Genomic DNA, 23,690 nt, shown 5'->3' on the forward strand with positions numbered 1-23,690 from the left:
GGGATAGTTTAAGGAAAGGTACAATGATTTTCTTTAAAAAAAATAATTTATACTCATCTTTTTCACACCCTAAAAGCAAATAAAGGAAACAGAATAAAACTTAAATAAAAAAACTCCCGATTTTCATCGGGAGTTTTTTATTTATTTACTTGAAGAATCTTCTTCTTGTTTTGGCTCTTCTTTTTTCTTTTCGCCTTTTTTGTGATTGATCGAAATCAGTTCGGTAGTTTTATCGTAATCAATTTCTAAAACATCACCTTCAGCTAATTCGCCTTTAAGAATCTCTTCAGCGATTGGATCTTCTAAATATTTCTGGATTGCTCTTTTTAACGGACGAGCACCAAAATTAATATCGAAACCCTTCTCAGCAATATACTCTTTAGCATTCTCAGTTAGCGCAATTTCATAGCCAAGGGTATGAACGCGACCGAATAAAGCTTTTAATTCAATATCGATAATTCTGAAGATTTCTTCTTTACCTAAGCTATTAAATACCACAACATCATCAACACGATTTAAGAACTCAGGGGCAAAAGCACGTTTTAAAGCACTTTCTATTACGCCACGACTGTGAGAATCAGCCTGGTTTGTTTTCGCTACTGTAGAGAAACCAACGCCTTGTCCAAAATCTTTAAGTTGACGGGCACCAATATTAGAAGTCATGATGATGATTGTATTTCTAAAATCAACCTTACGGCCTAAACTATCGGTTAACTGTCCTTCATCCAAAACCTGTAATAAGATATTGAATACATCCGGGTGCGCTTTTTCGATCTCATCCAATAAGATTACGGCATAAGGTTTTCTCCTAACTTTTTCAGTTAATTGCCCACCTTCTTCATAACCTACATATCCTGGAGGCGCTCCCACCAAACGTGACACCGCAAATTTCTCCATGTACTCACTCATGTCGATCTGGATCAAAGAATCATCACTATCGAACATGAAACGAGCCAATTCTTTCGCTAATTCTGTTTTACCTACGCCAGTTGGACCTAAGAAAATAAATGAACCAATTGGTTTTTTAGGATCTTTTAATCCGGCTCTTGTACGTTGGATAGCTTTGGTTAATTTTTTAATCGCATCATCCTGACCGATAATTTTCTCAGCCACTTTATCGTACATGTTCAACAGTTTTACACTGTCTGTTTGTCCTACACGTTGTACAGGGATACCAGTCATCATCGAAACCACTTCGGCTACATTATCTTCTGATACTTCGTAACGTTTAGTTTTGGTTTCAGCTTCCCACTCCGCTTTAGCTTTATCTAATTCTTCAATTAAATTTTTCTCATTATCGCGCAGTTTCGCAGCTTCTTCATATTTCTGGCTACGTACAACCTTGTTTTTCTCTAATTTAATATCTTCAATTTTAGCTTCGATATCGATAATATTCTGAGGAACGTGAATGTTGGTTAAGTGAACACGCGAACCTGCTTCATCTAAGGCATCAATCGCTTTATCTGGTAAGAAACGATCAGAAATATAACGCGATGTTAAAGTAACGCAAGCTAAAATAGCTTCATCAGTATAAGTTACACCGTGGTGCTCTTCATACTTATCTTTTATACGTGTTAAAATCTCTACAGTTTCATCCGGTGTAGCTGGTTCTACCATCACTTTTTGGAAACGACGGTCTAAAGCACCATCTTTTTCAATGTACTGACGGTATTCATCTAATGTTGTGGCACCAATACATTGAATTTCGCCCCTTGCCAAAGCAGGTTTGAACATATTGGATGCATCTAATGAACCTGATGCGCCACCAGCACCAACTATGGTATGGATCTCATCAATAAATAAAATTACATCAGTAGATTTTTCAAGCTCGTTCATTACGGCTTTCATACGTTCTTCGAACTGGCCGCGGTATTTTGTACCGGCCACCAGCGATGCCAAATCTAATGTAACTACACGTTTGCCAAAAAGCACACGCGAAACTTTACGTTGTACAATGCGTAAGGCGAGGCCTTCTGCAATTGCCGATTTACCCACACCTGGCTCTCCGATTAAAATTGGATTGTTCTTTTTTCTACGGGATAAAATCTGCGATACACGCTCAATTTCTTTCTCGCGGCCTACAATCGGGTCTAAACGACCTTCTTCTGCAGCTTTTGTTAAATCACGGCCAAAGTTATCCAAAACAGGGGTTTTAGATTTTATATCTGAAACCTTTTTAGGTGTACTAAAGCTTTCCTCTTCGCGATAATCATCATCGCCTCCTGTTGAAGCACTATTTGAGATATCATCTCTGAAACCATTTTTATTCACTTCTACCTCCTGTTTAAAAACATCATAAGTAACACCATACTGCAGTAAAATTTGTGAGGCGATGTTATCATCATCTCTCAAAACCGATAACAACAAATGTTCGGTGCCAATTAAATCGCTTTTAAATATTTTGGCCTCTAAGTAAGTGATTTTTAAAACTTTTTCTGCCTGTTTTGTTAATGGAATATTGCCTAAGTTTACTGTAACACTCGAAGTACCGCGAACGGCATCTTCAATTGAGCGGCGCAATTTACCGGTATCAACTCCTAACGATCGTAAAATTTTTATAGCCATGCCATCGCCTTCGCGGATGAGGCCCAATAATAAATGCTCGGTTCCGATGTAATCGTGCCCTAAGCGCAGCGCTTCCTCCCTACTAAAAGAGATTACATCTTTAACCTGTGGTGAAAATTTTGCTTCCATAATACCTTTCTTAACAGCTACGTCCCTAAACTATAAAATAACTTTATAAAAACGAACGTACTGTTTTCTTTATTTTATCAACAATTGCGCCATATGGGTAGACAAAAAGGCTTTTGAATGCCCGAGAACCCAAAATTCAATATAAGATTATCGTTTCGATAAATATTATTTTATTTATATCTATCTACGTAATAAGTGTTCTAAAGGTTTTAAAGGGACATTTGCCAAAAACATCCGATTACAGATATTTTATTGTCGGTTTATTGTAAGGATTTTTTTGCAATCAAAAACTGACAATATGTATCTTTTTACTTAGGCAATTTACAAGTTTTGACAGAAAAACAAAAAGAACGTGACATCATTTAACAATTTCATTAGATAAAAATCAGCAAACTAATCCAATCAGCCCAACTATAATAACCTTAATACGAAGTTAACTGTAATTAGGTTGTTTTTGTTTTTTAATACAGTAGTTTATTTTAATTCATTTATCATAAATAATGGGCTAATCTTTATGTAGAAACCAATCTAAGCTTTGTTAATGATTTTTAACCATAAAGCGCTTCGGCAAACTGCCCTTTATTGTTTGAAGATAACTTCTGTAAAAACTGCAATGGAACATCAGTAGCACCAAGTTTATCACATTGTGAAACTACATCATTTAAATCGAAATGGCCCGATAGCGATTGGTAAAGTTCTCCATCGGCCTGCTCAAATCCCATACTCCAATCTGCAAAGCAACGTCGATCATATTTGCCAATTTGCAGCAAAACAACCGATTTATGACGTTCGTCATTTACAATTTTGTTAAAAAGTCTGCGGATTATCCGTTCATCTCCTTCAAGCAATTGCATAAACCTTCCTTTACTCTTTGTAATTTGCTGACCTCTTACATATAATAATATCCCAGTAATATTATTTCGATTATTAAAATCTCTACATTGATTAAGTAAGGCCTTAAGTTCATCATTATTGAACAAGCTACTTTCTATACTTGTATAAATTAAATAAAAAATGGGATTTAAAACTTCATTCTCTAATTCCATAAGGTAGTTAACACTAAATTTTTTGTTTTTTCTTAAAATACACCTATTATCTGATTTTTTTCTATAAAATCCTAACAATACACAATCACAATCTCTAAAATTCAATCAAAAAGTACGCACAAATCTATCATTTACCCTCAGACACGAGTAAATCTAAAAAAATAATAAGCGTAATTGATTATTTTTACTTTAGCAATCAAAAAAAACGCTTCTCTTTTCTTTAAAATACGCTAACAAACTAAAGAGTTTTATGGTTAAAACTTAGAATAACACACAACTGGCTTTAGATGATGTAAATATAATTAGATCCCGTGCAGGAATTCCGACATATACTTTAGCAGATGTTACGCCCACACAGTATTTTAGATATTGTATTAGAATAAAGATGGCTAAGAATTGGCTTTTAAAGGTCAGAGGGCTTACGATCTGTTTAGAAATAACCGCCCAGTGGTAAGAGATTACCCCGGTACACACTCTACCATTAATGGTTCAGTTAATCAAACCATTAACCCTAATGATGCGCGGGTAATTTATTTTATCCCACAAACAGAAAGAGATAAAAACCCTAATTTATCTCAAAACCCTTAATAAAAATAAACGGGCTGGATTAATTCAGCCCGTTTATTTTTAACTTATTTGTAGTATTCAAAAGAAGCCACAAATAAATTATTCCAAAAAAATCTAAGAAAGTTTTTTTGCCGTATATGTAGTTAAGTCCATAAAATTGGATCATGCATAATGGCGTCTCTTTATCAAAGACTTTTAATTGTACTCCTTCTCTTAATCGCTTTTGCGGGAAGAATTACATTATATGCCATTACCGTTCCAAAATCACACCAAGAAGTTGTAAAAGAAAACAGCAACAAGACTGATAAATCTAGTACTAACGAAAATAACGAACAGTTAGAAGAGAAACTCAAATTCGAAGATCTGGCGATTAACAGATTAGTCAATACTACTTCCTTAAACATAGCAAAATCGAAAGCCGTTCTTTTTTCTGGCGATTACAAACTTTTAAAGTGTTACCCCCAAGCACTAGAATACCCACCAAAATAAGCCATTGTGCTTAACCTTAACTATTTTTCTTAATTAAACATTTAAAGACATGATTAAAACTAAACACTTAATCTTAATGGCCCTATTGGCTATTATGACACCTATTTTATTTTCTGCCTGCAAGAAAGACAGAAACAATAATCCTGAACAGGAAATGCTTAGCCCTGGGCCTGATGTTAATTTTTATGCACTAACAGCCGATGGCAAACTATTATTGATTAATGCTAAAAACCCAAATTCAGTTACCGCTCAGGTTACGATTTCTGGCCTCCAGAGTGGGGAAACCATTTTAGGTATAGATTTTCGTCCGGCAACAGGACAGCTATATGGATTAGGCAGCACCAGCCGCTTATATGTTATTGATCCTAAAACAGGAACAGCAAGATCAATTTCGGCAGCCCCCTTCACTCCTGCACTAAGCGGAACATCAGTAGGTTTCGACTTTAATCCTACTGTAGATCGTATTCGTGTGGTGACCTCATCAGGCCAAAACTTACGTTTAAATCCTGAAACAGGTACAGTGGCAGCTACTGATGGGATGATTAATGGTGTAACTAATGCCAAGGTATCATCAGTTGCATATACTCAAAATAAAGCTGGCGCAAGCACTACTGTACTTTTTGATATCGATATTGCTAATGATAAACTTCATAAACAAGATCCACCAAATGACGGAAAATTGGTTGAAGTTGGAAGTTTGGGTTTCGATTTTGAAGATGTTGGTGGTTTTGATATTAATCCGGATGGAACAGCGGCATTGGCAGCATTAACTACAGGTGGTAAATCTGGCTTATACCTGATTGATTTAACCACTGGAAAAGCCTCGAAAATCAACAAAATAGATCAACAGATTACTGGTCTTGCTATTCCTACTGAAGCTGTCGCTTATGCGGTATCTAACAATAATGAACTTTTAATTTTCAATCCAATGGCCGCTAGTCCAATGCTTGTTGTAAAAGCCATTACAGGTATACAGCCAGGAGAAAATATTTTAGGTATCGATATGCGCCCTTCAAATGGTCAATTATTTGCTATCGGAAGTACTAGTAGGATTTATAGCATCAATGCATCTTCAGGCCTTGCTGCCATGGTAGGAACAGGACCATTAAGCACTTTACTCACCGCAACTCAAGTTGGCATTGATTTTAACCCAACAGTAGATCGGATTAGAATTGTTGGCAATACCGGTCAAAACTTTAGGGTGAACCCTACAGATGGTGTGTTACTTGTTGATGGCGCTATTTCATTAGGTACCGCAGCAATTTCGGGCGCAGCCTATACCAATAATTTTGCAGGTGCAACAACAACGGTATTATTTGATATCGATTCTACAGGTGATCGTTTATATAAACAAGATCCGCCAAATATTGGAACTTTAGTTGATGTAGGCCCATTAGGTATAAACGTAGAAGCCAACAGCGGTTTCGATATTGGTGGTACAAGCGGACTTGCCTACGGCATATTTACCGTCAGTGGTGTTCAGAAATTGTATTCTGTAAATCTTACAACTGGCGCAGCAACTGCAGGTGCAACTATAAGTACTGCCGTAAGAGGATTTACATTAGGTTTAGGTTTTTAAACCACACTATTTATACTCGCTCCAAAAACAAAAGCCTTTCAACCCTGAAAGGCTTTTGTTTTAACTAGTGTTTACTGTATTTACTAAGAATTAATCCGGTCATTAAAAGTAAAGCATTTACCCTCCCCAACCTACAATCGCTTTTTTTGAAAATACGCTGATAATTACATTAAAACTGGATTAGAATACTGTCATCTCCTAAAAAAGCATGACACTTATTTTGTGCTACGCCGAGCTTGTTAAGTACCAAATTGAGTTTATTGGACTAAAATCGTCCTATTTTTGATACTTATTTCATCCTCATTGATACTTATTTTGCACCATGCCGAGCTTATTAAGTACCAAATTGAGCTTGTGAAGTACCAAACAGAGGCTACGAGGTCTAATTCAGACCGCTTTTACATATTTAGATCCCAAATGCAGTACCACGGGGTGCTGAATAGATTTACATCATTTTTTTAAAGCCAGATGCTTCTTGATGCGACTAAGCGTTTCTGGCGCAATACCGAGATAAGAAGCAATTAGATTTTGCGGGATGCGCGAAATAATCTGCGGGTTCGACTCCACCAGTAAAAGATATTTTTCTTCTGCACTATGGGTAATGGAACTCATTAATCTGCGTTCTTTTGTAACCAAGCTATTTTGGTAAAGTATACGAAAGTACCGATCCATAATGGGTACAGCTAGTGTTAATTCATCATAATCGCTCCTCGAAATCAAGAGCACCTCCGAATCTTCTATCGCATCAATATTGAACAAGGCGGGTTCTCCAGATAAAAAGCTGTTAAAATCAGACAACCACCAGCCTTCCCAGCCGAAAACACTCATGTGTTCATCACCCTTTTCGTCGACATTGTAAGTACGGAGCAATCCTTTGGCTACAAACGCCAGGTGCTTGCAGGTATCTCCTGCATTTAGTAAATACTGCCGTTTTCTTAGTTTCTTAGGAGAAAAAAAGGATTGTATTCCTTCTTTATCCTGATCGGTAAGCGAAACTTTTTCCTGAATATGGCTGAAGAGTATATCAATCATGTGCGAATAAATCTTTAAAGTGCATAAAGATAATTTTTTCAATGGATGAACCCTAAATATGCACTTGATCCAGATCAAGCGCATTATTTGACGCAGGTCAAGTGTGGAGCAATCACACAGCGCTAATTTTGCTTAAAAATTAGAACATCATGAACAATATAGCATTAGTAGTTGGTGCAAGTGGCATAACAGGCGGTAATTTGGCCGAAAGCCTGCTAGCCAAAGGTTGGGAAACTTATGGCTTAGCCCGTACACCAAATATAGCAATCGAAGGACTTAAACCAGTTGCGGCAGATCTCTTGGACGTTAACAGCCTTAAGTCAGCTTTATCGCAGGTAAAACCTACCCACGTTTATATTACAACCTGGATGCGCAACGATACAGAAGCAGAAAATATAAGGGTAAATAGCCTGATGATACGTAACCTGTTAAATGTATTATCCGAAAAAAAAACAGTTGAGCACGTGGCATTGGTAACGGGATTAAAACATTATCTCGGCCCGTTTGAAGCCTATGCCAAAGAAGGATTTTTACCCGAAACCCCTTTAAGGGAAGAACATCCGAGGTTAGAAATGGAGAATTTTTATTATGCCCAGGAAGATGAAGTATATGCCGCAGCAAAACGTGATGAATTTACTTGGAGCATTCACAGGCCACATACCGTTATCGGAAAAGCAGTAGGAAATGCCATGAACCTTGGAACCACTTTAGCGGTGTATGCCACCATATGTAAAGAACCTGGTCGAAAGTTTCAATGGCCAGGATCTGCAGCACAATGGAACGGCCTTTCGGATGTTACCGATGCAAATGTACTGGCCGAGCATTTAATCTGGGCGTCGACTACTGAAGCAGCCAGGAATGAGGCTTTTAACGTTGTTAACGGCGATGTGTTTCGATGGAGCAGGTTATGGAAACGCATAGCAGCCTATTTTGATGTGGAAGTTTTAGGTTTTGAAGGGAAGATTAAACCGCTGGAGGAAGAATTGGCCAATGATGCTGAAATTTGGCAACAAATTGCCCAAAAACAAGGACTAAAAGAAGAAAATTTAAGTCGTTTGGCGTCTGCGTGGCACACCGACCTCGATCTGGGAAGGCCTATCGAAGTAATGACTGATATTTCGAAAAGTAGAAAACTGGGCTTTACTGTTTATCAGGACACAGAAGAATCATTTTTTAAACTATTTGATAAACTACGAGTAGCGAAGTTAATTCCTTAATCAGCTACTTATTAAACAAGAAAGAGCTTGTAATCATGTATGATCACAAGCTCTTCTTTATTTGTGATAACATTTTACCTCTTCCATTTTTTACCCCTATCTTTGCAAGATAATTCAATAATATGTCTGACGAAAAAATAATCTTTTCAATGGCAGGTGTAAATAAAATTTACCCTCCACAAAAACAGGTTTTAAAAAATATTTACCTTTCTTTCTTTTACGGTGCTAAAATCGGGGTTATTGGTTTAAACGGCTCTGGTAAGTCGTCTCTTTTAAAAATTATTGCCGGTTTAGACAAAACGTATCAAGGCGAAGTGGTTTTCTCACCAGGTTATTCTGTGGGTTATTTAGCTCAAGAGCCGATCTTAGATCCAGAAAAAACCGTTCGCGAGGTGGTTGAAGAAGGCGTTGCTGAAGTAACTGCTATTTTAAAAGAATATGAAGAAGTGAATGAGGCTTTCGGATTAGAAGAAAACTATTCTGACCCTGATGCCATGGATAAACTAATGGCCCGGCAAGGCGAACTTCAGGATAAAATCGATGCTTTAGGTGCCTGGGAAATTGATTCGAAACTAGAAAGAGCAATGGATGCTTTACGTTGTCCTGATCCTGACACTAAAATCGGTGTCTTATCAGGTGGGGAGCGCCGTCGTGTAGCCATGTGCCGCTTATTGCTTCAACACCCCGATGTTTTACTATTGGATGAGCCTACCAACCACTTGGATGCCGAAAGTATCGATTGGCTAGAGCAGTTTTTACAAAATTACGAAGGAACCGTTATTGCAGTTACCCACGATAGGTATTTCTTAGACAACGTTGCCGGATGGATTTTAGAATTAGACCGCGGCGAAGGTATTCCATGGAAAGGAAATTACAGCAGCTGGTTAGAGCAAAAAGCTAAGCGCTTATCTCAGGAAGAAAAAACAGAGAGCAAACGTCAGAAAACATTAGAACGTGAGTTAGAATGGGTACGTATGGCACCAAAAGCACGTCATGCAAAATCTAAAGCACGTTTAGCCAACTACGATAAATTAGCTTCAGAAGATGGCAGAGAAAGAGAAGATAAATTGGAACTTTTTATCCCTGCGGGTCCACGTTTGGGTAATGTGGTTATTGAAGCCACGAATGTAACCAAAGCTTATGGCGATAAGGTATTGTTCGATAATTTAAACTTCTCACTTCCTCCTGCAGGTATTGTGGGCATTATTGGCCCCAATGGTGCAGGTAAAACCACTTTATTCCGTTTAATTACTGGGCAAGAAGAAGCAGATACTGGTACTTTCCGCGTAGGTGAAACCGTAGAACTGGGTTATGTAGATCAGATGCACAACGATTTAGATGCCGATAAAACCGTTTATGAAAACATTACTGATGGATTAGACAATATCCAACTGGGTACTAAAGCTGTTAACGGACGTGCCTATGTTTCAAAATTCAACTTTAATGGTGGCGATCAACAGAAAAAAGTAGGTATCCTATCAGGTGGTGAGCGTAACCGCGTACACTTAGCCATTACCCTGAAAAAAGGAGCCAATGTATTGCTACTGGATGAGCCAACCAACGATATCGACGTAAATACTTTACGTGCACTTGAAGAAGCTTTAGAAAACTTTGGTGGTTGTGCCGTAGTAATCAGTCACGATAGGTGGTTCTTAGATAGAATCTGTACACACATCCTTGCTTTCGAAGGCAACTCTGAAGTTTATTTCTTCGAAGGTAACTATTCAGATTATGAAGAAAACCGCAAGAAACGTTTGGGTGATGTTACACCTAAACGCATCAGATATAAAAAACTTAACTAATGCAAGTCCCGATGAGAATCGGGACTTTTTTGTTTGAGGCGCAATTTTGAAATGTTTTGGATAGGTAACTTTCAGTAGCTAAGAAAAGCTATACTATAAAGTTAATTCCACTCCGATCTGTCACGTTGAGCCTGTCGAAACGCTTACTATAAATCTATGCAGGTCCTTCGACGGGCTCTCCGTAGGAGTCCTTTGGACAGGATGACAATTTTTCTTACAATTTATGCAGGCTGCACAAAAGATGCAGGCCTTTGATTTTCTTTCGCTTTACGTTTCCCTCTAAAAAAGAAGTACAGGTTGATAAAGAGCATAATACCGAGATAAATGGCAAAGCCGCCAATCTTAGCACTCAAAGCCTCAATTAAATTACGGTAATCGTTAGCGCCGATGGTAATCTTCATAATCAGGAGCGCAAAACCTACATTCAACAGGTAAAAACCCGTTTCGAAAAGTTTATTCGTTGCATTGGCAATCTCTTCCCTTCCTTTAAAAATATCTAACATATATACCTTACTGTTTTTGAACAGCGTTTTTGAAACATAAAAAGTCAAAAAAAGTGCAACTGGTAAATAAACTGCATAGCCGATTAAAATTTTTGTCGTTTCCATAATTGAAAATTTTAGATTGTTATTTTATTAATTTATGAATGGTATTGGTAAGCAAATAGATATTTAAATAGTGAAGAACAGATAAGATGCAAACAATGGTGGCCACTTTTACAGCCATCACCTCGATCAATTGTTGCGGGGAAATGATCGTCTCCCAGCCTACCAAGGTCATGGCACAGTAGCCAATATTCACCAGGTAATAAGAAACCAGCAATGATTTATTGATCTGCTGACAGAGATCAAGATGGTCGGGAATAAGTTCAGCCACAAAGATATTTCCGTTCCGGTAGCAGGTTTTACCAACTACTACAATGATAAATGCGATAACTGTAATAAAGATGCCATATCCGAGTATATTGTAATCCATAACCAACGGTTTAAATTATTTAACTTTCAGAAAAAACTGAAAGAAACAAAGCGAAAAAAACAGGCTTTTAAGCCCTTTTCTTAAATATTTATCTTTCATCTTCCCTTTCACGATGTAAAGCTAAATAGAAATTATTAAACTTTCAAATATTATTGAAAGTTTATGAATAAACATTTAATTGCTTTCGCGAAGGTAATGAAGGATCTCTATGTTAAAAGATCTCTCCACTGCGGTCGAGATGACGATACCTCTCAGCCTGTCATTCTCACCCCAAGATTTTTCTAAAAAGCTGAGCCCTACGATTGACAGATTCAAAAGAAAGGTCGTCATTGCAAGGAGGAACGACGAAGCAATCTTTCATGCTAGTGATCTTTGCCATAAAGATTGCTTCGGCGGCTGAAAAAGCCTTCTCGCAATGACGATACTTCAAGGAGATTTATATCTTTTAAATTCTCCTGTCATTTATATTGATTTTTATGAAATAAATTAGGCCTCAGAATGACAGAAAGAGTAAACCTCCTTTCGAGTGGAGTCAAAGTCCAAGTTAAATGTACATTTTTTATCTTTTCAAATCTGCGGGCAAAACTATAGCTCGTTTTTGTTCCCCGCAGATTCCGCAGAAAAGGGCCTCAAATCAAACCGAGATCTCTTTTTATGAGATATTTTAGACACGAAAGCACTGAATGTGCGGAATATCACCGCGTGGTTGGTCACCCTGAGCGGAGTCGAAGGGCCGTTATTAATTTAATTACGGTTTTTCAATGCTTTTTTAATCGCAACCTCCGTTACCCCCTCCATTATTTTATAACCTGCCAGGTTGGGATGAACACCATCAACCGTTAGTTCGGCCCGCTGCCCTTTTCGTTCATCAACCAGCGGTGTCCAATAATCTAAAATGGTATAATTTTTTTCTTTGGCATAGGCCACGATCTTTTCGTTTAAGTTCACGATGATATCGGCTGCTTTAATGCGCTTATTCCATGGATATTCGTAAACAGGCAGATATTTACAGAGTATTACCTTAATATGATGTAACCTCGCCAGTTCTGCCATCGATTTAATGTTATCCATAATTTTATCGTTGGTAACATGGCCTGTATTGCCGGCTATATCATTGCTCCCCGCCAAAATGATCACTACCTTTGGTTTAAGGTTAATTACATCCTGCCGAAAACGGATGAGCAGTTGTGGCGAAATCTGCCCACTGATCCCCCTATCCAGATAAGGTTTATCCCTAAAATATTCAGGATCTTTTTGCTTCCAGAATTCGAATATCGAACTCCCTAAAAAAACAACTCTTTTTTCTTTTTTGCCTGGCGGCAGTAAAAGTTCATTTTCTTTCTGGTACTTGCTTAGGGCAGCCCAGTCATCAGCAAAATTCTCTTTTTTAGGTTTATTACTTAACGAATCTGTATTCAGTTGTGCAAATGAACTACTTGCAAAGACCAATAAAAAAAGGATCAGGATTTTACTTTTCATGGGATATTCGATTTGAACAAAACGCTAAACTAATTAATTACCGATTAATTAAATTCTACTCCACTTAAATTTACATTCGTTCTGTTTTTTTTATTTCCAAACTGGCTCAGGTTATAACCTAGCGTTGCCTGCACAAAACGGCTAATAAAACGTGTCCTATTTTCGGATATCGAATTATTGCTAATACTGGTACTAAAGAGTGCTCCCTGATTAAACAGATCGTTTGCCTGGATAGAAAAAAGGAGTCTATTATCCTTTAAGAAGGAAGTATTTAATCCCATGTTCACCAATAAAGGATTGCCGGAATATAGGTTATAACCAAAATTTAAACTTTTAGAGGCCGATGCATTTACCCTAAAACGTTTATTTGGAATCCAGCTGGCACTGCCATTTAAAGCCAAAACCTGGATATTCTTAATATTCTGATTCATGATAGAATAGGTGTTTGAACTAAAGCTGTACGATACACTGGTATTAAAAGAATATTTTTTCTCATTCAGGTTAAACCTAAAAGCATTCGAAACGTTAATTCCACTACTCCGGTTTAACACATTTTCGGTATAAAAAACATTACGGCTATAGGCAATATTCCCATTAATAGAGAGCGACAGTTTATTAGTTAACAACCTTTTATTTAAGGAGTAATTACCACCAACATTATAAATACCGTTTACATTCTCATAGGTAGTTTGCTGTTTCAAACTGTTTAGGGTATCTCTCAGAAAAACAGTATTACTTACTACGCTATTAAAAGCAAAGGTTCCTGATAAACCCGCCATAATACTCAATCCCGATTTAAGGTCAAATTGATTATAGCTCAAATCGGTAGTATGACTCGATGTTGCCTTCAGATCTGGATTACCGATAATCAGGTTCTGTACATCGTTATTGTTTCTAACGGGCTGTAGTTTATTAAAGTCGGGCGTACTGGTGTACCCATTATAGCCAAAACTCAAATTTCCATTGTCTTTAATCTGATAACTTAAATTGGCAGAGGGCGAAAAATTTAACTGGTAATTTTTTAGCTCTTGACCCGTATTTTGGTATTTACCGATAATGATACTAGGCGAAAAATTAAGACCTAAATTGTAACTGATCCGTTTTGCATTGGTATTAAAACCAATACCGAAATTCTGATTAATAAAATTAGATACATAATCTTGCCCTAGCGAATCGACAACAAAACTGTTCCCCAGCGGATTGGTAACCGTTGTAGTTTGCAAATTCCGGCTCCTACTAACCGAGAAACGGTAAGACAGATTAATAAAACTGTATCCTGTACTGTCGTTTGGCTTTTTTAATGAATTGGAAAATTGGAAATTACCCCCAAAATTAGAATTTGAGGTATTGTTATCAACCAATCTGTTTAGTAACGAATCTTTAACCAGTACATTGGTGGTTTCGTTGTAGTATCTGATAATGTCGTTGATGGTACTGTTTGAGTTTCCTTCGCTTGTGCCAAAATTAAATCCCATAGATAGCGACCGCTTATTATTGGCCAACCGCCGAGACCAATTGATACTTCCGTTAACATTAGGATTGCTATTCCGGGAACCTGAATTGGAGATAAGATCTTGTTTGATAAACCCGGTTTTATTCGAAGTAGAAAACGCATCGTTGCGGGTATTGGCCAAAGCTCCATTAAGCGAAATATTAAAATAATTTTTCTTTGTGGCTCCATTTAAGCCGAGATTGATGTTATTATTTAGCGATTTGGAATTATTAACACTTTCTCTTAAATCGAATATCGTTCCCTGCGGATTAAAGGTTTCGAGGTAATTACTCTGAATAGATTTATTAATTCCATTACTAAAATGATAACCGCCATTAAAGCTAAATTCCTTCGAAATTTTGTCCCTGATATTACCATTTAAACCTCCATTGTTCATTTTGGTAAACTCATTATTGGTTATACCATAACGGCTTCCGAAACCAATTTGCTTGGTTTTTTTCCAGATACTACCGTTACCGCCAAGGTTGTGTGCATTATTGGTAGCAGAACTCATATTCACTCCACCAAAAACACCTTTGTCCATACCAGGTTTAGTAACCAGGTTCAGCATTTTTTGTGGTGTACCCACTTTTATACCTGTAAAATTGGCTTCATCACCATAATCATCAATTACCTGAAGTTTAGCAATAATATCGGCTGGCAACTGTCTAATGTAATCTTCTACATTACTGGTAAAAAAATCTTCGCCATTTACCCGCAACTTGGTCATTTTTTTACCCATTGCAGTAACAGCACCTTTTTCGTCAACTTCAACTCCTTGTAGTTGTTTTAACAGATCCTCCACTTTATCATTTTCTCTTATCGTGTAGGCAGCAGCATTATATTCAATGGTATCTTTCTTAATCTTAATGGGATCTACCTTTACTTTAACCTCCACATCTTCGAGACGGATCGTTTCCATCTTGAGCATAATGGGTTCTAAAATGGAGTTTTTTTTCGAAGATTCAATTTCATAGATCGAGGCAAATGGCTTGTAACCCAATGCAGTAATGCTAAGATAGAACTTATTGCGGCTTACTTTCGTGAATGCAAAGTTTCCCTTTGCATCAGAAGTTGAGCGGAGGGTATCTTTATCGGTAATCAATCGGATACTTACACCTTCAACGGGCTTTTTCAAAGAATCGATTACGTTACCACTTATTTTAAACTGAGACTGAGCGAGAGCGTTAAAGGAAAGTGTGATCAGTATAAAAAAGAATAAAAAGCATGAATTATTGCTTTTTCTCATCCCTCGGACCTCTTTTGTAAATTACAAGACCATTCAAAAAATTACGCAGAATCTGATCGCCGCAAGGTTTAAAATTCTCGTGATCTTCATTTCTGAAAATATCGCCCAGTTCAGCCTTGGTTACTTTAAAGCCAACCAAATCGCAAATGGTAATAAAATCTTCAGTTCGTAATGATAAGGCTACTCTTAGTTTTTTTAAAATATCGTTGTTGCTCATTTTTAATATTTGAATTGTTGAAGGATTGAATTAGTGAATGTTTTAAAGTTAAAGGTTCTAAAGTTAGAATGTTTTAAAGTTGCAAACCGCTTAAAACTTCTGACTCGAACATCCAGACTTCCGACTCCGGACTCCCGACTTCGTACTAATCGATCTAACTCGCTACTTCTAATTTAAGTTTTTTTCCTTTAATTTTTTCGCCGCTTAACGCTTTCAATAGTTTCTCTACTTTGCTTCTTTTAACAGCCACATAACTGGTGGTATCTTTAACTTCGATCAGGCCAAGATCTTCTTTTGTTAAGTTACCTTTCTGCAAAAACAAACCTACAATATCAATTTTGTTAATTTTATCCTTCTTGCCATGTGCAATATATAATGTTACCCAATCGCTGGCTTCTGGTAATTTATATTGCTCAGATAAAACTTCTTCTTCAATATCATCTGGTAAATATTTGTAGTGTTCTTCTGTAGTTAAAATAGCATAGGCCGTTCCTTTTGCATGCATCCTTGCCGTTCTGCCATTGCGATGAATATAAGCATCTTCGGTATAAGGCAATTGGTAATGCACAATATGTTCCACTTCTGGAATATCAAGACCACGGGCTGCCAAATCTGTTGTAATTAAAATCCTATGGCTACCATTTCTAAATTTAAGCAATGCCTTTTCGCGATCGAACTGCTCCATTCCACCATGAAAAACATCATGTCCTAAACCATTTTCGAAAAGCAAATCACTTATTCGATCTACCGTTTCCCTGTGGTTACAGAAAACCAATGTGTTTTTACTACCTATTTTACTTAGTAACCTAAAAAGATAATCTAATTTGTCGGCTGCTGGTGCTGTTATTTTTTTAAGCTTTAAATCTGGCTTTGCTTCGATATTTTTTGAAAAATCGACTACTACAGGCGCATTTACCTTTACAAAAGGTGGAATTTCTTCCATTTTGGTAGCAGAAGTAAGTATGCGCTGTTTTAACGAAAGTAGCGAACCAATGATGTAAGACATGTCATTTTCAAAGCCAAATTCCAGCGCCTTATCAAATTCATCTAAAACTAAGGTTTCGATAAAAGATTCGTCAAAGTTTTGATGCTCTAAATGATAAGCTATTCTGCCAGGCGTTCCGATTAGGACGGCTGGCGGATGTGCAAGATTATTTTTTTCTATTCGAACGGCATGGCCACCATAACAACAGTTTACTTTGAATAAAGTACCCATTTGTTTAAAAACCTGCTCTATCTGTAGGGCAAGTTCTCTTGATGGAACTAAAACTAGGGCTTGCACCCCTTTTACTCCGGTTTTTAAATTGGACAGTAATGGCAATAAAAAGGCCAACGTTTTCCCTGAACCCGTTGGCGCAATCAATATTACATCTTTACCAGTCTTAGCTGCTTTTACAGAAGACTCCTGCATCTCATTAAGCGCAGCAATGTTTAATTTTTTTAAGGCATTTTCTATCATTCCGCCATAAAGGTAATCATTTCTCTTTACGACCAGAACTACGCCCTTAGTTACGGCTTAAAAAATCTTTGCCTAAGTTTCCGAAGGGTAGAAAAGTTTAATCTTTTCTCGAGCAACATTAACATGTTACCACGTTTAGACATTGATGATAGCACTTTTTCGTTAACTGCATCAACTGAAGATAAAATCTTGTCAGCCAGTTCATCTGCAAATTTATTCGCTCTGCTATTTTGTAATAACTGGAGCTCTTGAATTAATTCTGCTCTCATAATTAAGAATTTTTAATGAATGTACAAATATTAACGGACCGGATAATAATTTGTTTCAAAAAATAATAAGTTCATCTAAACTATTATCACTAACTTGTTGATAACTAACTTTTTGTTAGCAAATAAACAATCTACGCTTAACACATATTTAATTTATAGCGCTTATTTTTATAAAAACCTGATTACCATTTGTACCAAAGGAATTCTTTTGGAATTAACCTCAAAAAACACAATGTATGACGTGGAAAAAATTTAGTGGTGAAATTATTCAATCTTCGATCCTCGAAGAAGTAGAAAAAGCAATTATCAGAGAAAGTGAAAACGGCTTTAAACTTAAAGTTTGCATCGGTACTGACTCGCAGGTAAAAGGTGCAGTAACCGATTTTGCAACCGTAATTGTACTGCTGAGAGAACATCATGGCGGTTTTATGTACATCCATCAGGAAAAGAGTACACAGCAGGTAAGCATTAAGGAAAGAATGTTAATGGAAGTTCAGAAATCTATCGAAACCGCTTATTCCATTTGCGATTTACTTGATATTTACGATGTGGCTTTAGAAGTACATGCCGATATCAACACCAATCCATCATTTAAATCGAACAAGGCACTTAATGATGCCATGGGTTATATTTTAAGTATGGGCTTTATTTTCAAGGCTAAACCCGAAGCATTTGCGAGCTCTACCTGCGCCGATAAAATGGTTCATTAGGCAATAAGTCGGAAAGTCTGGGGCAAGAGGTCCGAAGCCGGATGCCGCTCATTTCAGGCATAACCAAGAAATCTACAAGCTAGGTTATTGTAGATTCCTGCAGCCGGCGGGCATTTCACTGCATTCCAGTAGGGATGACAAATCTCTTTACGCCTAACTCTGCGATCTTGCGCCTTCCTTTACAAACTTTGCGGTTAAGCCCAACAAAACCGCATCTTTGTTGTTGTACTTTAAAATAAAAACTTGAAAACCTACAGATTAGAATTCGCCCAAAAACTCCCTGTTGACCTGGATACCGCTTGGGACTTTTTTTCTTCGCCAATGAACCTGGCCGAAATTACCCCGCAGAATATGACCTTTGATGTGACCTCACCAAACATGGCCAATACTAAAATGTACCCTGGCTTGATTATCACCTATAAGGTTTCCCCTTTGTTCGGCATTAAGTTAAACTGGGTAACAGAGATAACACATGTTAAGGATAAGGAGTATTTTATCGACGAGCAACGCTTTGGTCCCTTTGCTTTTTGGCACCATCAACATCATTTCGAAAAAATAGATGGTGGCGTATTAATGCACGACACTTTACACTATAGCATTGGCTTAGGGCCAATTGGTACAATTGCAAATGCCATGTTGGTGAACAGCAAAATCAATGAAATTTTCAAATTCCGTTACCAGAAAGTTGAAGAATTGTTTGGTAAATTTTAGGTTGAACCAACTACCACTTTTTTGTAGAAATGGTTTCGGCTTTCTTCTTGGCTTTGTCTACTCTATTGGTGGCTAAATATTTTTTAAACTCATATCCAAATTTTTCGATTTTGCTATAAGTACTATTTAAAATATCTTTCCATGCACCAGCACCAAGTTTGCCAGGCGTACGCTCTAAAGGCACCCCAATTTTTGTAGCGGCAATAAAATTCCCATAGCGGTCTCTTTGATACGGGATGTACAACATATCGGTTAGCCAAAACCTATATTTACCTTGGCGTACCTCAAAAACAAAATTATAGCTTACTTCTCCGCTTGGATGGCCAGCAACCAAAATTGTTTTATCGATTACCATTGTTCCTTTAGCTAAAACAGAAGAATCGGTAATACTTTCCTGGGTCATCGATTTTTTATAGGCCACATTAATAAAAGATTTGGCCCTTTGCAATAAAGTATCTTTGCTTACCAGTTGCGAATCTACCACCTTATAATAGATAAATTTACCATTATCATCTTTCGAAAACTGTTTTTGCTGTGCAGATAATTGAATTGAAAAAATGGCAAGGATAATAAAAAGAAGGTGTTTCATTTGATATCGGTTAATAGCTAAATCTAAATATTTAAAGGTAAGAAAAAGCCGTTCTGATTTTACATCGGAACGGCCTTATATTAACAATTTTATTTCCTTAAAAAGCGTAAACAGCTGCTAAAGAGAACTGGCCACCGTTTGGTGCTGCAGCGCCACCTTCTTTAAAGAAAGGTTTGTCGCTATTATGGTCTAATCTCACCTCCGGGATAAAGGTTAAACCACCCGATTTAATGTTTGCGGTAAGCGTTACTGCAGTAGTAGAGGTAGCTGCATTTGGACCATAAGCTTTAGCTTTAAAATACTCACCCCTTAAGCCTATCGTAACAGCATCAGCAACTGCGTATTGCGGATACAATGCCGCACCTACATAACTTCCTTGCACCGAGCTATCTTTAATGTCATAATTAGCAGCATTTAAACCCAATTTAAATTTCTCCGTAATTTGATAAGAAGTAGTTAAATCGATAATCGTTCCATATCCACCATAACCAGCACCAGATAAGGCGTTGATGTAAGCTGTCCAGCCTTCAACCGGAGCAACCATTAACTGACCGCCAATAGCCGAAACACCTCTAGATGCTGAATAAACATTCCAATCGTTAAATAAACCAGCCATTAAACTTACTTTATCGCTGAATTTATAAGTTGCTTTAATACCTGCATTCTGGAATGGACCATTGGTAAACAGATATGAAGTAGAGTAGTTGAAGTTTCCAACAGGAGAAATCACCTCATAGCCAACAAACGTACCCATATAACCAGCAGTCATGCTAAACTCATCTGTAAACTCGTAGTTTACATACAAGTTCTGGATATTAAATGACGAACCACCTGCAGCCGCATCAGGAATAGATTGTGTTTGTCCTCTTGGGCCAAAAGAAAGTTCTCCAACAAATGAAGCCTTGCCTGTTTTTTTCTTCAAAGCAATATCGATCATCCCTAACGATACTGAGTTGTGATCAGTTACAAAAGATGTTTTTCCATTTAATGGATTCTTGGCAAAATCATATTTAAAGTACGTATCTACCGACCCTGAAATTTCAAGTGGTGATGTAGTGGTCTCTTGAGCCAGAGCACACGTAGTGCTGGCCATTGCAAAAATAGCGGTTAAAAGTTTCTTCATGTTTGAGCTTATTTGAGTTTAGATATATAAAATCCTTAAGATACTGATTCTGTTAGTGGACTATTTTTTTCGATATAGATCGCTCTTTCTTCAACTAGCAAGGTTCCTTGAGAGTATTTCTCATCATGCTGAGATGCATCAAGGCCCATTTCTTCTTCTTCTTCTGATACGCGGATCGGTTGAATTAAGTTGATGAATTTGAAGATGATAAATGATACAACGAAACTGAAGATGATTACGATTACCGCACCTTTTAATTGAGTTACAAAAAACGCTGGGTTACCATAAAATAAGCCATCAGCGCCAGCAGCATTTACTGTTTTTGTTGCAAAAACACCAGTTAACAACATACCAACTATACCACCCACACCATGACAAGGAAAAACGTCTAATGTATCATCTAAACTTGTTTTTTGTTTCCAAGATACCACAAGGTTTGAGATCACTGCGGCAATGGCACCGATAAAAATACTAGATGGAATACTTACAAAACCCGCTCCTGGTGTAATGGCTACTAAACCAACTACTGCACCGATACAGAAACCTAAAACTGAAGGCTTTTTACCTCTTGCAACATCAAAGAACATCCACGATAAACCTGCAGCACCTGCAGCGGTATTTGTAGTTAAAAATGCAGAAACAGCTAAACTATTTGCACCTAATGCAGAACCTGCGTTAAAACCGAACCAACCAAACCATAATAAACCGGTACCAATTAATACATAAGGAATATTAGCTGGCGGAACTTCTTTATGCTCCAAGTGAGATTTTCTGCGTTTTAAAACCAATGCTCCTGCTAAAGCGGCCATACCTGCAGAAATGTGTACTACCGTACCACCTGCAAAGTCTAACACACCCATTTTTAACAAGAAACCTTGTGGGTGCCATGTCCAGTGTGCTAATGGTGAGTAAACGAATATTGCGAATAAAACAATAAACAAAATGTAAGAAGTAAAACGGATACGCTCTGCAACGGCTCCAACAACTAAACCTGGTGTAATTATGGCAAACATTAACTGAAACACAGCAAATAAAGATAGTGGAATGGTTAAGTCTGCACCACCTTGAAGATGAGGTGCACCAGAATTTACACCTTTAAAGAAAAGGAATGTTGAAGGGTTTCCGATGAAACCACCAATGGTATCTCCGAAGGCTAAACTAAATCCAACTACTGTCCATAAAACGGTAATTACTCCTGCGGCTACCACACTTTTAATCATGGTAGACAATACATTTTTACGATGAACCATTCCACCATAAAAGAATGCAAGGCCTGGAGTCATTAAGAATACAAGCGCAGAAGCGATTAATATGAATGCAATATCTGATCCACTATACTTGCCTTCGTCAAAATTAGGAAGAAGCGGAATAAATAGAGCGAAAATTGCGACGATCATCAATATCGCAAAAGGCGCGTACTGTTTAAAGGAGAATTTACTCATAGTTTTTAGTTTAATTTGTTTGTATTGTTTAAATATTTAAAATATGCTTGATTTATTTTTCTAAAAATACGACATATTGTAGTTTTTACACTATTAAATTGAAATATTTTAATAAAAATGAGTGATTTTTATAAAACAACACAAAAATTAACCTTAAAAATAAAAATAACAAAAAATACAGGGGATTTTAATGTAAGTTTTTAATAAAAACAAAATCACATATTAACCATCATTTATATGATTTTAGCTAAAATTTATAAAAAATTAGCTCAAAAAACTCATCAATAACAGAAAAACCCATGAAATTTCATGGGTTTTTAAAAAAATCGTTAAAAAATTTAATTTTTTATGAAAAATAAGCAGAACCTTGAACTACACCCCTTTTTTCGATTTCTTTGTCCATATAGGTTTGAATTGCCGATTTGTTAAGCCCCCAGTTAGGTGCAATTAACAAATCCCAGTCAGAAATCCCAAAAAGGCGTTGAATAACAATATCCGGACGCAATAAGGGGATTAACTCACAAAGTAAGTTGGTATATTCTTCAAGAGAGAATAGCTTAAAAGGCTCTTTTTTATACTTGGCACCCATTATCGATCCTTCTACAACATGAAGGTGGTGAAATTTTACAAACTTGATTTGAGGAAAACGGTTAATTTCGTGGATGTAACCGTACATCTGTTCTCTGGTTTCCCACGGGAAGCCAAAAATGGTATGCACGCACAGATCGAGCTTACTATCTTTTAAAAGTTCTACCGCAGCAACAAATTCGCCATGACTGCAACCCCTGTTGATCTGATCGAGGGTTTCATCATAGATAGATTCCATGCCCATTTCTAAATCTACATCGAAGCGGTCGGTATAACTTTCCAATAAAGCCACCTTTTCTGCATCGATACAATCAGGGCGTGTACCAACTGCAAAACCCACAATATCTTCGGTATTGATAGATAAAGCTTCATCGTACATCATCTTTAAATAATGTACCGGCGCGTAAGTATTGGTGTTCGGCTGAAAATAAACAATATACTTATCAGCTTTATACGAGGTTTTAGCTCTTAACATGCCTTCGGCGAGCTGATCTTTAATATTTGGATTTTTACGCGAAGGTTCGGGCGTAAAAGAATCTACATTACAATAAGTACATCCACCGTAACCTTTGCTACCATCGCGATTGGGGCAGGTAAAACCACCATCTACAATTACTTTAAACACACGTTGCCCTTTATACTTTTCGCGCAAATGCGTACCGTAATTTTTATACCCCTTTATCCCAGAATCTACAAGTGTTCCCATTGTTTGCAAAAATACGGTTTTTGTTCGAGATGTGAGGCTGAAGGGTTAGATTTGAGATATTAGAGGTGAGATTTGAGATTGAGCATACATAATAGGGTTTAGGGTTTAGGGTTTAGGGTTTAGGGTTTAGGGTTTAGGGTTTAGGGGAAACAACCAGCGACAAACCAAAGTTTATAAGCAAAGTTCTTTTTATTTTTTTTAGAAAAGCAGAGTTTGTGTTTCATGGCAATGTTAGTCCCGCCACGTGCTCATACC

21 protein-coding genes are annotated in these 23,690 nt (G+C 37.2%); 7 read left to right on the plus strand and 14 right to left on the minus strand.

Annotated features, from left to right (window positions below; all coding sequences use genetic code 11):
* Window positions 1-141: 141 nt before the first annotated feature.
* Window positions 142-2,694 carry an ATP-dependent Clp protease ATP-binding subunit gene (locus EZ456_RS11730; protein WP_131530349.1) on the minus strand — a complete coding sequence of 851 codons (2,553 nt, stop codon included), beginning with the start codon at window positions 2,692-2,694 and terminating at the stop codon, window positions 142-144.
* 548 nt (window positions 2,695-3,242) lie between these two features.
* A complete protein-coding gene (locus EZ456_RS11735; protein WP_131530351.1) occupies window positions 3,243-3,740 on the minus strand; it encodes a BLUF domain-containing protein in 498 nt (165 codons plus the stop codon).
* A gap of 396 nt (window positions 3,741-4,136) precedes the next feature.
* Here EZ456_RS11735 and EZ456_RS11740 point away from each other — a divergent pair, with 396 nt between their 5' ends.
* The 3 genes from EZ456_RS11740 (at window position 4,137) to EZ456_RS11750 (ending at window position 6,375) form a co-directional block, all read left to right on the plus strand.
* The gene (locus tag EZ456_RS11740; protein ID WP_131530353.1) at window positions 4,137-4,328 is read left to right on the plus strand and encodes a RagB/SusD family nutrient uptake outer membrane protein; all 192 of its coding nucleotides are present in this window, start codon (window positions 4,137-4,139) and stop codon (window positions 4,326-4,328) included.
* Between the two features lie 150 nt (window positions 4,329-4,478).
* Window positions 4,479-4,796: a hypothetical protein gene (locus EZ456_RS11745; RefSeq protein ID WP_131530355.1), complete on the plus strand. Its 318-nt coding sequence runs from the start codon at window positions 4,479-4,481 to the stop codon at window positions 4,794-4,796.
* 49 nt (window positions 4,797-4,845) lie between these two features.
* Window positions 4,846-6,375 carry a DUF4394 domain-containing protein gene (locus tag EZ456_RS11750; protein WP_131530357.1) on the plus strand — a complete coding sequence of 510 codons (1,530 nt, stop codon included), beginning with the start codon at window positions 4,846-4,848 and terminating at the stop codon, window positions 6,373-6,375.
* A gap of 450 nt (window positions 6,376-6,825) precedes the next feature.
* On the opposite strand, the gene EZ456_RS11755 is transcribed toward EZ456_RS11750, so the two are convergent.
* Window positions 6,826-7,407 (minus strand): Crp/Fnr family transcriptional regulator, encoded by a 582-nt coding sequence (locus tag EZ456_RS11755; RefSeq protein WP_131530359.1) that lies wholly within the window; start codon window positions 7,405-7,407, stop codon window positions 6,826-6,828.
* 149 nt (window positions 7,408-7,556) lie between these two features.
* Here EZ456_RS11755 and EZ456_RS11760 point away from each other — a divergent pair, with 149 nt between their 5' ends.
* Entirely contained in the window at window positions 7,557-8,624 is a 1,068-nt protein-coding gene (locus EZ456_RS11760; RefSeq protein WP_131530361.1) for an SDR family oxidoreductase, read from the plus strand.
* Window positions 8,625-8,746: 122 nt separating this feature from the next.
* Entirely contained in the window at window positions 8,747-10,426 is a 1,680-nt protein-coding gene (gene ettA / locus EZ456_RS11765) for an energy-dependent translational throttle protein EttA (RefSeq protein WP_116251430.1), read from the plus strand.
* 221 nt (window positions 10,427-10,647) lie between these two features.
* On the opposite strand, the gene EZ456_RS11770 is transcribed toward ettA, so the two are convergent.
* The 7 genes from EZ456_RS11770 to EZ456_RS11800 form a co-directional block, all read right to left on the minus strand.
* A complete protein-coding gene (locus EZ456_RS11770; RefSeq protein WP_131530363.1) occupies window positions 10,648-11,034 on the minus strand; it encodes a hypothetical protein in 387 nt (128 codons plus the stop codon).
* A 19-nt stretch (window positions 11,035-11,053) separates the two neighbouring features.
* A complete protein-coding gene (locus EZ456_RS11775) occupies window positions 11,054-11,401 on the minus strand; it encodes a hypothetical protein (protein ID WP_131530365.1) in 348 nt (115 codons plus the stop codon).
* Window positions 11,402-12,145: 744 nt separating this feature from the next.
* On the minus strand, window positions 12,146-12,880 hold the full coding sequence (locus EZ456_RS11780) for a GDSL-type esterase/lipase family protein (protein ID WP_131530367.1): 735 nt from the start codon (window positions 12,878-12,880) through the stop codon (window positions 12,146-12,148).
* Between the two features lie 44 nt (window positions 12,881-12,924).
* Window positions 12,925-15,621, minus strand: a complete 2,697-nt coding sequence (locus EZ456_RS11785) for an outer membrane beta-barrel protein (RefSeq protein WP_131530369.1) — start codon at window positions 15,619-15,621, stop codon at window positions 12,925-12,927.
* The gene (locus tag EZ456_RS11790) at window positions 15,605-15,838 is read right to left on the minus strand and encodes a DUF1456 family protein (protein ID WP_116251425.1); all 234 of its coding nucleotides are present in this window, start codon (window positions 15,836-15,838) and stop codon (window positions 15,605-15,607) included. The genes EZ456_RS11785 and EZ456_RS11790 overlap by 17 nt, the downstream gene beginning before the upstream one ends.
* A gap of 154 nt (window positions 15,839-15,992) precedes the next feature.
* Entirely contained in the window at window positions 15,993-17,297 is a 1,305-nt protein-coding gene (locus EZ456_RS11795) for a DEAD/DEAH box helicase (RefSeq protein WP_131530371.1), read from the minus strand.
* A 50-nt stretch (window positions 17,298-17,347) separates the two neighbouring features.
* Window positions 17,348-17,566, minus strand: coding sequence for a hypothetical protein (locus EZ456_RS11800; RefSeq protein ID WP_131530373.1), 219 nt, complete (start codon window positions 17,564-17,566; stop codon window positions 17,348-17,350).
* 236 nt (window positions 17,567-17,802) lie between these two features.
* Between EZ456_RS11800 and EZ456_RS11805 the strand changes: the two genes are divergently transcribed.
* The gene (locus EZ456_RS11805) at window positions 17,803-18,276 is read left to right on the plus strand and encodes a ribonuclease H-like YkuK family protein (protein ID WP_131530375.1); all 474 of its coding nucleotides are present in this window, start codon (window positions 17,803-17,805) and stop codon (window positions 18,274-18,276) included.
* A 243-nt stretch (window positions 18,277-18,519) separates the two neighbouring features.
* Window positions 18,520-18,987, plus strand: a complete 468-nt coding sequence (locus EZ456_RS11810; RefSeq protein ID WP_225876527.1) for an SRPBCC family protein — start codon at window positions 18,520-18,522, stop codon at window positions 18,985-18,987.
* A gap of 10 nt (window positions 18,988-18,997) precedes the next feature.
* Here EZ456_RS11810 and EZ456_RS11815 read toward each other — a convergent pair whose 3' ends face one another.
* The 4 genes from EZ456_RS11815 to EZ456_RS11830 form a co-directional block, all read right to left on the minus strand.
* Window positions 18,998-19,576, minus strand: a complete 579-nt coding sequence (locus EZ456_RS11815) for a DUF4468 domain-containing protein (protein WP_131530377.1) — start codon at window positions 19,574-19,576, stop codon at window positions 18,998-19,000.
* A 97-nt stretch (window positions 19,577-19,673) separates the two neighbouring features.
* Entirely contained in the window at window positions 19,674-20,699 is a 1,026-nt protein-coding gene (locus tag EZ456_RS11820; protein ID WP_131530379.1) for a porin, read from the minus strand.
* A 35-nt stretch (window positions 20,700-20,734) separates the two neighbouring features.
* Window positions 20,735-22,141: an ammonium transporter gene (locus tag EZ456_RS11825; protein WP_131530381.1), complete on the minus strand. Its 1,407-nt coding sequence runs from the start codon at window positions 22,139-22,141 to the stop codon at window positions 20,735-20,737.
* Window positions 22,142-22,487: 346 nt separating this feature from the next.
* On the minus strand, window positions 22,488-23,435 hold the full coding sequence (locus EZ456_RS11830; RefSeq protein ID WP_131530383.1) for a TIGR01212 family radical SAM protein: 948 nt from the start codon (window positions 23,433-23,435) through the stop codon (window positions 22,488-22,490).
* Window positions 23,436-23,690 lie beyond the last annotated feature (255 nt).

The organism is Pedobacter psychrodurus, from assembly GCF_004331735.1.
Lineage (GTDB): Bacteria > Bacteroidota > Bacteroidia > Sphingobacteriales > Sphingobacteriaceae > Pedobacter > Pedobacter psychrodurus.